Below are 11,264 nucleotides of genomic sequence, written 5' to 3'. Positions count from 1 at the left end.
ACGGGCGGCACCGGCGTACGGCGGGTGCCGCCCCTGGCCGGCGCCGGCCGGTCCCGAGCGCGCCGTGGGCGCGTACCGGCACATCGGTGGAGGCGTGGAGGGCGTCAGGCAGACTACTGTGCTTCTGGCGTCCGTCTGCCGAGCACAAGGGGAGCGAAGAAATGATCACCCGTATCGAAATCGACGGATACAAGTCCTTTCTGGACTTCGAGTTGGACGTGCGGCCGTGCACGATCCTGGTCGGCGGGAACGGCTCCGGGAAGTCCAACCTGCTGGGCGCCCTCGACCTCGTCCGGCAGACAGTGACGAGTGGTTTCCCCGCCTCGCCGGGCGCGGACACGCCGCTGGCTCCGCGTCATCTCTTCCACCACGCGGACAACTTCACCTCCACCGTCATGAGCATCAAGGTCGGCATGATCACTCCTTCCCCCGACGGGCCGTTGCCCGTCGTCGTGTGGCTGGAGGTGGAGCGTGAGGAGTCGCCGAGGTCGGCGGGGGCCGCGCCGCTGCTGCGCGGCAGCGTGTGGGTCAGCAGCATGGAGCGTACGGGTTGGATGGGCCGTCTCGGTCTGCCCGAGGACCTGCGCGCCGCGCTCGCCCAGGCGCGGGAGGGCTTCGTACGACGCACCGGCACCGAGTGGCTGGCGCTGGACGAGGGTGCCGGAACCCCGGAGTCCGCGCCCGGCCGCGGGGACGGCGAACTGCTGGCGCTGCTGCACCGCGAGTGCGACACCTGGCAGCCGATGACGCTCGACCCGGTCGCCTTGCGGCGTACCTCGGCGGAGAGCGAGATGGCGCCGCTGAGGGCCGACGGGGGCAACCTCGCGGCCGTACTGCACCGGTTGTGCGGGCAGGAGGAACACGGTCTGGAGGAGGACCTGGCCACGCTGGTGTCGGAGTCGTCCGGTATCCGTCCGCTGTTCGACCAGCGCCGCGGCGAGTACGACTTCGACGTGAACCTGCGGCACCTGGGCTGGACCTCCCCGCCCATGTTGCCCGGGGGCACGCTGCGGGTGCTCGCGCTGTTGGCGGCCCGTTGGGACGACCGACGTGCCGGCCTGCTGGCGTTGGAGGAACTGGAGAACGGCCTGCACCCGACCACGCTCGCCGAGACCGTACGGGCACTGCGCCGGGGTGTCGACGACTACGCGGACCTGGCCACGCGGGCCACCCGGGTCAGTGGTTTCCGGCAACTGCTGGCCACCACCCACTCACCGGCGCTGTTGTCCGCCTTGCGGCATGAGATGTCCGGCAGTCTGGTGTTCCTGGAGCAGGCCGCGCGCACGCATCCCGGGACCTCCGACGTGTCGACGGTGACGCAGGCGCACCCGGTGCGCGAGCAGCGTCCCGGTGAGGACCCCGCCGAGACCATCTCGGCGGAGCAGCTCGAGCGGCTGCTGGACCAGATGGGTCAGTCGGTGGTGTGAGGCCGGGGCTGACGCTTGTGCCGTGACGGCCGTGGCCGGTGCCGTGACACCGGTGGTGCGCGGCATCGGCCGTGTGACAAGAGGCACGAAATGCCCGATTGATCTCTGGCTGCTGGCAGGGTGAAGAGCGATGCCGGTCCTGTCGGCATACGTTCTTTGAGGGTTGGTTCCCTGAAAGATCCGTCGAGCAATCAGGGAACCCGACCATGGCAGACCTTGCCCGGTGGTGTGTTCGTCATCCGTTCGTCGTCCTGGTGCTGTGGCTCGTCGCTCTGTCCGGAGCGGGAGCCGCGGCCCTGACGGCTGGTTCCGCGTACACGAACGATTACCACGTGCCCGGCACCGAGTCCGGGCAGGCCCGGGAGTTGCTCAGCGACGGCTTCCCGGAGCAGGCTGGGGACAGCGACACCGTCGTCTGGCGCACGGACCGCCCCGACGCGCGGGTCGACCGGGGCGGCGCCGTCGAGCAGCGCATGAGCCAGACCCTGGACGAGGTCGCCGACCTTCCCGGCGTCGCCCGGATCACCAGTCCGTACGACCCGCACACCACCGACCGGATCAGCCAGGACGGACGTACGGCGTACGCCACGGTGCACTTCGACCAGTCGGCCAACGACCTCGACCCGGAGCACCTCCGCGACGTCGTGGACACCGCGCAGGCCGCCGAGCGGGAAACGTCGGGCCTGGACGTCGCGCTGGGCGGCACGGGCGTCGCGCTCACGGAGAGCACGCCGAGCAGTCACCTCAGTGAGGCCATCGGAATCGCAGTGGCGGCCGTCGTGCTGCTGCTGGCCTTCGGTTCGCTGGCGGCCATGTCGCTGCCGATCGTCACCGCGCTGGTGAGCGTGGGAACCGCCTACCTGCTGACCGGGGTGCTCGGACACGTCGTGACGCTGGCCGACTTCGCGCCGATGCTCGGCACGCTGGTCGGCCTGGGCGTGGGGATCGACTACGCGTTGTTCATCGTCACCCGGCACCGGCAGGCGCTGCGCGAGGGGGCGCCGGCGGCCAATGCCGCCGAGCGCGCCGTGGCCTCGGTCGGCCGGACGGTGGTGTTCGCCGGGGCGACCGTGTGCATCGCGCTGCTGGGGATGCTCGTCCTGCGCCTGGAGTTCCTGAACGGTGTGGCGCTGGCCGCCTCGCTCACCGTACTGCTGACCGTGCTGGCCTCCGTCACGTTGCTGCCCGCCCTGCTCGGCCTGATCGGGTTGCGAGCCCTCAGCCGTCGGGAACGGGCGCGACTCGTGGCGACCGGACCCGAGTACCGCGACCCGGCGGTGGCCGGAAGTCGGCCGGTGGTGGCCCGCTGGTCGGCGTACCTGGGACGGCACCCGAAGCTGCTCGGTGGGCTCGCGGCGGCTGGGATGGTGGTGCTGGCGCTGCCCGTACTGGCTCTCCACCTGGGCACCTCGGATCAGGGGAACGGCCCGTCCTCGGCCACCACCAAGCAGGCGTACGACATGCTCGCGGACGGTTTCGGACCGGGCGCGAACGGCCCGTTGACGCTCGTCGCGAGCACCGGCGGAGACGAACAGGCGCTGCGGGAGCTGCCCGAACGGCTGCGCGGGACCGAGGGCGTCGCCAAGGTCACGGGCGCCGCCCTCAGCCAGGACGGGCAGGTGGGCGCCGTCACGGTGATCCCGAGTACCGCCCCCCAGGCCGAGGAGACCTCCGAGCTGGTCGAGCGGCTGCGTACGGAGGTGATCCCGAGGGTCGAGAAGTCCAGCGAGCTGCGCGTACACGTGGGCGGACTCACGGCCGGCTACGACGACTTCGCCTCGGTCATCGTAGGCAAGCTGCCGCTCTTCCTCGCGGTGGTGGTGACGCTCGGTTCGGCACTGCTCCTGTTGGCGTTCCGCAGTCTCGCCGTACCGCTGAAGGCCGCCCTCATGAACGTGCTGGCCGTGTCGGCCTCGATCGGGGTGGTCGTGGCGATCTTCCAGTGGGGCTGGGGAAGCGGGCTGCTCGGTCTGGGTGGCGCCGGACCGATCGAGCCGTTCCTTCCGGTGATCATGATCTCGGTGCTTTTCGGGCTCTCGATGGACTACCAGGTCTTCCTGGTGAGCCGGATGTACGAGGAGTGGCGGCGGACTCGGGACAACCGCCGGGCGGTGCAGGTCGGGCTGGCGGAGACCGGACGCGTCATCAACTGCGCCGCGGCCATCATGATCGCGGTGTTCGGCGCGTTCGTGCTGAGCGGGAACCGGCTCATCGCGATGTTCGGGGTCGCGTTGGCGGTGGCCGTCGCACTGGACGCCTTCGTCCTGCGCACGCTGCTCGTGCCGGCGCTGATGCATCTGTTGGGGGGCGCGAACTGGTGGTTGCCGAAGTGGTTGGACCGGAGGTTGCCCCGGATCAGCGTCGAGCCGGGGCCACCCGCCGCCGCGGAGTCGACCGCCGTACCGCCGAGAGCACGGGAGTGGGGCGCGGCCGGTTCGCGGGAAGCTGCCCCGGAAGCCGCCGACGCCCTCGCGCAGACGGCGGACGGGCGGTTGCTGCCCACCCAGCGGGAGAGGAGCCGGCGTACCGAGATACCCAGCGACCCGGCCCTCGTGGTCCCGAAACCGGGACGACGGTCGGATGATTCGGGGACGCGCCTCCCCGGCGACTCCGGCGCTTCCAGAATCCACGACTCCGGACCCGGCACGGGATGACGGTCCGGCTGCCGCCGCCCGGAGCTGTCCGCGGCTCACACATGTCACCGACGGCTCACGGTCCGCGCGATTCAGCGCACCGTCAGCTCCAGGACGCGGTCGTCGCCCTTCTTCGGCGTGCCGCGGCTGTCCGTCTCACTCGTGACGAGCCACAGCGAGTCGTCGCCCGCCGAGACGACCGTGCGCAGCCGCCCGTACTTCCCCTGGAGGAAGTCCTGGGGTTTCGCGGCTGGTTCCGTGCCCCGCAGGGGGACCCGCCACAGCCGCTCGCCGCGCAGCGCCGCCATCCACACCGAGCCCTCGGCCACCGCGATGCCGCTGGGGGACGCCTCGTCCGTACGCCACTGGGCGACCGGGTCGACGAAGCCCCGCTCGTCGGACTCGCCCTCCACCCGCGGCCAGCCGTAGTTCCGGCCGGGGCGGATGAGGTTCAGCTCGTCCCAGGTGTCCTGCCCGAACTCGGCGGCCCACAGGCGGTTCTCCGCGTCCCAGGCCAGACCCTGCACATTGCGGTGGCCGTAACTGTAGACCACCGAGTCGGCCCGAGGGTTGCCGTGCGCCGGTGGCTCGCCGTCCGGGGTCATCCGGAGGATCTTCCCGGCCGGGGAGTCCTTGTCCTGCGCCAGGCCCTTGTCGCCGGTCTCACCGGTACCGACGTAGAGCATCTTGTCGGGGCCGAAGGCGATCCGCCCGCCGTTGTGGACGGTGCCTTTCGGGATGTCCTTGAAGATGGTGTCGGGGGCTCCGAGCTGGTTCCCCGGTTTCTTGTCCGGGTCGTAGAGCATCCGCACGACGCGGTTGTCGGACGCGGTGGTCACGTACGCGTACAGCATGTCGGCGTCGTCGCTGCGGAGCGCGAGACCGAGCAGTCCGCCCTCACCCCCGGGATCCGTGCCGGGCACGGAGCCGATCTTGGTCTTCTCGCCGCTCCCGACGTCCACCCGGAGGATCTCGCCGGTGTCCCGGGAGGAGACGAGCAGGTCGCCCCCGGGCAGCGGAGCCAGCCCCCAGGGCGACTTGAGGCCCGTGGCGACCGTACGCTCCACCGTGACCGAGCCTTTCGCCGGCGGGGCACTCGCTCCCGGGCCGGTGGAGTCGGCACCCGACTCGGACGGGGACTCGCGGCGCTCGCCGGAGCCCTCATCGGACGAGCAACCGGCCGCGAGCAACGCCGCTGTCGTGAGCACCGCGACGGCCGTTCTGCCGGGCCGCCAGGACACCAACTGCCTGCGCACGATGAGCCCTCCCGGGATCGCGGGGCCGCCCCGGAGCCGAAGCGGCGGCTCTCAGCACATCACATCGGCAGGCCGTGGGCACGTGGACGCCGGAGATCGCGCGAAGTCGTTGCGCGTATCGCGGAACCCCGAGGGGCCGAACGCCGTGGGCCGTCGGGACGGCGCCTTCCGGGGCCCGGACCGCCGGAGGTCAGTCCCAGGAGCCCTGGGCGACTGGCAGCGCGTCGATCTCCACCAGGTCCTCAGCCGTCAGGGTCAGTTTGGCCGCAGCGGCGTTCTGCACGGGCCAGTGTGCCTTCTTGGCCCCTGGCACGGGCACCACATGCCGGCCCTGAGTCAGCAGCCAGGCCAGCGCCACCTGTGCCGGGGTGGCGTCACCATGCCGCGCCGCCACCCGGCGCAGCCCGGCCACGATCGGCTGGTTGGCCGCCATCATCTCCGCTGTGAACCGTGGGTGGCGGGCGCGTACGTCATCCGGCTCGAAGCCGCCGCCCGGGGTGAGCGTGCCGGTCAGATAGCCGTTTCCGAGCGGCATCGCCGCGAGGAACCCGACGCCCCTGGCCGTACACCACGGCAACAACCCCTCCAGCGCCTCCCGCGACCACACGGAGAGTTCTGCCTGCACGCTGCTGACCGGAAAGATCTGCTGTACCCGGTCGAGTTGAGCGAGCGTCGGCTGGTGCAGGGACGCGCCCGCGCGCCGCGATGCGCGAGCGCCCACCGCGCACAGCCCCAGCGCTCGGACCTTTCCGGCGGCCACCAGCTCGGCCATCGCGCCCCAGGACTCCTCTATCGGCACCTCCGGGTCGGGACGGTGCAGCTGATAGAGGTCGATCACCTCCGTCTGCAGGCGTCGCAGAGACGCGTCGCAGGCCCGCCTGAGATGCTCCGGACGTCCGTTGGCGACGATGTGCTGCTCGCCGACGAGCAGGCCGGCCTTGGTGGAGACGAACGCGTCCTGTCGGCGCTGCCGGAGGATTCTTCCCAACAACAGCTCGTTGGTGAACGGACCGTACATGTCGGCGGTGTCCAGCAGCGTAGTGCCCTCGTCCAAGGCCGCGTGCACGGTCCGCAGCGAACTCTCCCCGCGCTGTTCGGACGAGGAATAGGCCCAGCTCATGGGCATGCATCCGAGCCCGATCGCCCCTACCTCCAGGGCCGCCGCTCCCACAGTCCTGCGATCCACCTCGACGTACTCCCTCCCCGCCTGACGAGCCCAAACTAACCGGTGCCTCGGACAGCCATCGCATACCCTCCGGCCATGGCCTCCTCCACGCAACGCAACACCGAGCAGGCAGCGGCCCCAGCCGCGGACGTGTGGCTGCCGATGCCGCCCGAGGACGTCGAGGGCCGGCCGCCGTCGCTCCGCTACCAGCACTGGGACGGTGCCGCCGACTACCCGAGCGATCCGTCCGACTGTGCTTTCTACGTGCTGCCGTACATGAAGGACCCCGCTGCCGTCGTGCGCCCCCTCCGAGTGATGCCGGGGCTACGGGTGGTGCAGACTCTCACAGCGGGCATCGACCACGTCGCTCCGGTGCTGCGCGACCTCCCGCCCGGTGTCCGGGTCTGCAACGCCCGAGGGGTACACGAGGCCAGCACCGCCGAATTGGCGCTCACCCTCACCCTGGCCTCGCTGCGCGGCATCCCCGCGTTCGTCGGCGCGCAGCGCAGCGGTGACTGGCTGCAGGGGATCCACCCCGCGCTGGCTGACCGTCGGGTGCTGATCGTGGGATACGGCGCGATCGGCGCGGCAGTTGAGGAACGCCTCCTTCCGTTTGAGACGGCCGAGGTGCTGCGCGTCGCTCGTACGTCTCGTACGGTGGCGCGCGGGGAGGTGCACGCGCTGGACGCGCTCCCCGAAATGCTCCCGCGCGCTGACGTGGTGATCCTGTGCACCCCCCTCACGGAGGCCACCCGGAGGCTGGTGGCGGCTGACTTCCTGGGGCGGATGAAGGATGGGGCACTGTTGGTCAATGTGGCTCGTGGGGGAGTAGTGGACACGGACGCGCTGCTCGCCGAACTGGCCACGGGCCGGCTCCGGGCGGCGCTGGACGTGACCGACCCCGAGCCGCTGCCGCCCGGACACCCGCTGTGGCAGGCGCCAAACGTGCTGATCAGCCCCCATGTTGGCGGTGCGACCTCGGCGATGCGGCCCCGAGCCGTACGCCTGTTGCGGCGACAGCTCACGCGGTGGGCGAACGAGGAGCAGCTGGAGAACGTCGTGCACGTGACGAGCTGAGGCGGCTCGTCGCGGGGTGGCCGTCGCGGGTGGTCAACGCGCCGTTTCCGGGCGGATACACTGCGGAATCAGCGGCTGGATAGGCCATCGTCCCAGGTCGTCACGTTCTGTATCGTAGCTATGTCCCTGGGTGACTGTTTTGGTGTATCGTCCCGACGGGAGGGGAGAAACCAGGACACGAGGGGGGCGATGGGCGAATGTGCGGCCAGTGGACCAATCGTCGTGCGTGGCGCGCTCCGTGCTACGTACACCGTGACCGCGGGCAGCGTCTCCGAGGTTCCCGGAGGGCGCCATGAGTGTTCAAGGAAAGAGCGTTCACGGTGCGAACGCTCAAGGAACGATCACGAGCGGGTACCGAGACGCGGCAGCGGGCGCTCCGGCTTCTCCACTCTTCGCGGGGCGAGCCGGCTGGTCATCGCGACGACCGTTCGCCGGCGCGGAGACCGTGGCCCCATCCGACGAGCGCCCGCCGCAGAATGACCCGGTGGCGAGTGTCAAGGATCGAGCGCGTCCGCCCAGGGCGCTTCTGGCCATGCTGGTCGCCGCGGTGTGCGGGGCCTACGTCACGGGGGCCGCGCTCGGTTGGGGGTCGAGCGCCCCCGCGCTCCTCGGTGGGGAGTTCGGCCTGAGCGCCGCGGCCCTCGTCGCGGCGCTGTACTGCTTTCGGTTCGCCCGGGCACAGCCGCGTGGCCGAACGCGTTCCGCGTGGGTGCTCTTTGGGCTCTCCTCGGTCATGTCCGGGGTGGCACACGCCCTCTGCGGTGGATACGAGGGCGCGTTGGGCCGTGCGGTGCCGGCGACCGCGGCGGCCGACTGCTTCTACCTCCTCTTCGTGCCGTTCGCGCTTCTCGGCCTGCTGATGCTGGCCAAGCGGCCCATCAGCCGGGCCGGGTGGATCTGCCTGAGCCTGGACACCTGGCTGATCGCCGGTTCGCTGCTCACCCTCTCCTGGTCGGTCGATCTGCTTCCCAGACCCGTCTGGCAGTGGGAGACAGTGGCTCAGTCCGCCCTGGAGATGGCCTATCCACTGCTGGGCGTCGTGCTGATGAGTCTCATCCTGGCGCTGCACTTCCGTGGCGCCACGGTCGGTCGGCCGGCCTTCAACACCCTGGTCGGCGCCTTCGGAGTGACGGTGCTGTGTGACATGCTCGCCGCCGTGCCCGCGCTGCGCGACGACGCGCAGGCGGACGTCCCACTCGACGTGGGTTGGTTCGTGGGCCCGACGCTGCTCGCGTACGCAGCCTGGGCAGGTCTGCGGGGCCGTACGAACCCGTCCCCGAGTGACACCCCGGGCACTCCGAAGGCCGGGTGGTCCGGTGCTTCCTTCGGCGCTCGTCCGATGTCCGGTTCGCTCGCGGCGCTGACTCCGTATCTCGCCGCCGCGGTCTGCACCCTGGGGGTGGTCTACGGCTCGCTGGACGGGCGCATCGACCGGCTGGTGCTCTTCACCGGTTGTACCGTCGTCCTCGCCCTCGCCGTGCGCCAGGGGATCATGTTGCTGGAGAACATCGCCCTCACACAGGAACTGGCCGACAAGGAGAACCACTTCCGCTCTCTCGTGCAGGGCTCCAGTGACGTCATCATGATCGCGGCGCCCGACGGCGTGCTGCGTTACGTCTCCCCGGCCGCCGCCGGCGTGTACGGACGTGTGGGGGACGAACTCGTCGGCTCCGAGCTGGCCGCCCTCATCCACCCCGAGGACCTGGCCCGCGTGCTGCACGAGATTCGCCGGTTCCTCGCCGCCGCACCCAGCACGGAGCCATCGACCCGTATCGAGTGCCGGTTCCAGCATGGCGCGGGGCACTGGCTCAGCATCGAGTCGACAGTGAACCGTTATCAGGGCGGATTGATATTCAACAGTCGGGATGTCACCGAACGGGTGCGCCTGCAGGCGAAATTGCAGCACAGTGCCTCACATGATCCGATGACGGACCTGCCGAACCGTGCCCTGTTCTTAGAACGCGTGCGCCAGGCGCTCGCCGGCCGGCGCGGCGGCGACAGCGAAGCGGCGGTGCTGTACATCGACCTGGACGGCTTCAAGGCGGTCAACGACACCGTGGGCCACCAGGCGGGCGACGAGTTGCTGATCCATGCCGCCCACCGGTTGCGGGAGTCCGTGCGGGCCGGGGACACCGCCGCGCGGTTGGGCGGGGACGAGTTCGCCGCGTTGATCCTCGGGGACGGGGACGCCCAGCACAGACCTCCCGCCGCGCGTGCGGAGCGGATTCGGGAGATCGCCGATCGCCTCCGGGTCACGCTCTCCGCTCCGTACCACGTGGAGGGCTGCGAGGTGCGGGTGGCCGCGTCCATCGGCATCGCGTTCGCCGAGCCGGGAAGCGACCCCACCGACCTGATGCGCAAGGCGGATCTGGCGATGTACCGCGCCAAACAGACGGGGAAGGACAGGGTGGAGCTGTACTCCTCGGCTGCCGCTCCGGAGTCCCGAGCCACCGAGTGGTGTCCGCCGCGCGCCCCCCGCGCGACCGAACGAGCCGGGGGTTCGGACTCCGCCCCGCCCCACGCACGCCGGGTCACGTCGTGCCATCGCCAGTTCGTGGTCCGCCACCAGCCGATCGTCGCGCTGAGTGGGGGCACGGTGGAAGCCGTCGCCGCCCAGCCGCGGCTGCGCTCCGCCCACGGCGTACCAGGGGAGCGCCTCGGCGCGGACAGTGGCCCGCCCGTCACGGCGCACGGTCGCGCGGGCCCGACGGCTCACGGCGATCCGACGAGGAGTATGAGCCGCTGGCTGCTGGAGGAGGCGGTGGCTCAGGCGGCGGCTCGATACCGGGCGGGTTTCGAGGCCCCGGTGGTCGTACGCCTGGCGACCGAGTGGTTCACCGACGAGGAGCCGGTACACGGCAGTGTGGAGACTCTCCTGCACCGACACGGTCTGGCGCCCGAAGCCCTGGTGCTGGAGCTGTGCGGGAACGACCCACGGGTGCCCATGAGCGAGTTGGAGCAGCGTCTCCTGGCGCTTCGGGATCTGGGCGTCGGTATCGCCCTGGACGGTTTCGGCGGCGGCTACGCGGCAGTGTCCGCGTTGCGCAGACTCCCGCTCGACATCATCTGCCTGGACCGTGGTCTGGTGGACGGCATCGCGGAGTCCGCGCGACTACGGAAGATCACCGCTGGTCTGCTGCGTATCGCGGGCGACCTCGGACTCTCCTCGGTGGCGGACGGGGTCGACCTGCCCGAACAGGTTTCGACGCTCCGCGCGATGGGCTGCACCTGGGGGCAAGGGGAGGCGTTCGCCGGGGTGCTGGACGAGCATCGTCTGCGGCGCGCACTGGCCTGCGGATATCCGCTGCCCGGTCGCTCCGCCGGGCATGCGGCCGGTAGAGCGGACCGAGTCAGGACGAGAGGCTCGGTCGTGGTGGCGGGTGGCCTCCCGGTCCAGCGCACAGGCCCGCCGTCGGCGGACAAGGTGGCGCGACCCTCGCGTGGACCACATAGTGAGACGCCTGTCCCACCTACTTGACACCCGGTGCCTTGCCGGAGGATGGTCGGTGCCATGCGCACCCGACTTCTCGTAATTGGACAGCGCGCCGGTTGACCGGGACTCGTTAAGTCCCCGCCATCCTCTCCGGCGCGCTCCCCTCGCTTGCCCTGTGGGCACGGGGGGTTTTTTGTTGCACCAGCACCTGAGAACAACCGGCGAATCGCCGCACACACCGTACAAAACGAGCGTCAGCCCACACTCTCCGAG

The 11,264-nt window shown here is 70.6% G+C and carries 6 protein-coding genes; 4 read left to right on the top strand and 2 right to left on the bottom strand.

Features of this window, described 5'->3' with window-relative positions:
- Nucleotides 1-161 precede the first annotated feature (161 nt).
- Together AN216_RS02960 and AN216_RS02955 are read left to right on the top strand one after the other, a co-directional pair.
- Complete coding sequence (locus AN216_RS02960) at nucleotides 162-1,427, top strand: AAA family ATPase (protein WP_070195002.1); 1,266 nt, start codon at nucleotides 162-164, stop codon at nucleotides 1,425-1,427.
- 206 nt (nucleotides 1,428-1,633) lie between these two features.
- Complete coding sequence (locus tag AN216_RS02955) at nucleotides 1,634-4,081, top strand: MMPL family transporter (RefSeq protein ID WP_070195001.1); 2,448 nt, start codon at nucleotides 1,634-1,636, stop codon at nucleotides 4,079-4,081.
- A gap of 71 nt (nucleotides 4,082-4,152) precedes the next feature.
- On the opposite strand, the gene AN216_RS02950 is transcribed toward AN216_RS02955, so the two are convergent.
- Together AN216_RS02950 and AN216_RS02945 are read right to left on the bottom strand one after the other, a co-directional pair.
- A complete protein-coding gene (locus AN216_RS02950; protein WP_079166189.1) occupies nucleotides 4,153-5,316 on the bottom strand; it encodes a PQQ-dependent sugar dehydrogenase in 1,164 nt (387 codons plus the stop codon).
- A 190-nt stretch (nucleotides 5,317-5,506) separates the two neighbouring features.
- Nucleotides 5,507-6,502 (bottom strand): aldo/keto reductase, encoded by a 996-nt coding sequence (locus tag AN216_RS02945; protein WP_079166188.1) that lies wholly within the window; start codon nucleotides 6,500-6,502, stop codon nucleotides 5,507-5,509.
- Nucleotides 6,503-6,577: 75 nt separating this feature from the next.
- Here AN216_RS02945 and AN216_RS02940 point away from each other — a divergent pair, with 75 nt between their 5' ends.
- On the top strand, nucleotides 6,578-7,558 hold the full coding sequence (locus AN216_RS02940) for a 2-hydroxyacid dehydrogenase (RefSeq protein ID WP_070195000.1): 981 nt from the start codon (nucleotides 6,578-6,580) through the stop codon (nucleotides 7,556-7,558).
- 532 nt (nucleotides 7,559-8,090) lie between these two features.
- Entirely contained in the window at nucleotides 8,091-11,036 is a 2,946-nt protein-coding gene (locus AN216_RS02935) for a putative bifunctional diguanylate cyclase/phosphodiesterase (protein ID WP_070194999.1), read from the top strand.
- Nucleotides 11,037-11,264 lie beyond the last annotated feature (228 nt).

This window comes from Streptomyces oceani (assembly GCF_001751245.1).
In the GTDB taxonomy this organism is placed as follows: domain Bacteria; phylum Actinomycetota; class Actinomycetes; order Streptomycetales; family Streptomycetaceae; genus Streptomyces; species Streptomyces oceani.
The sequence above is the reverse complement of the archived record's forward strand: the minus strand, read 5'-3'. Positions and strand labels throughout refer to the sequence as shown.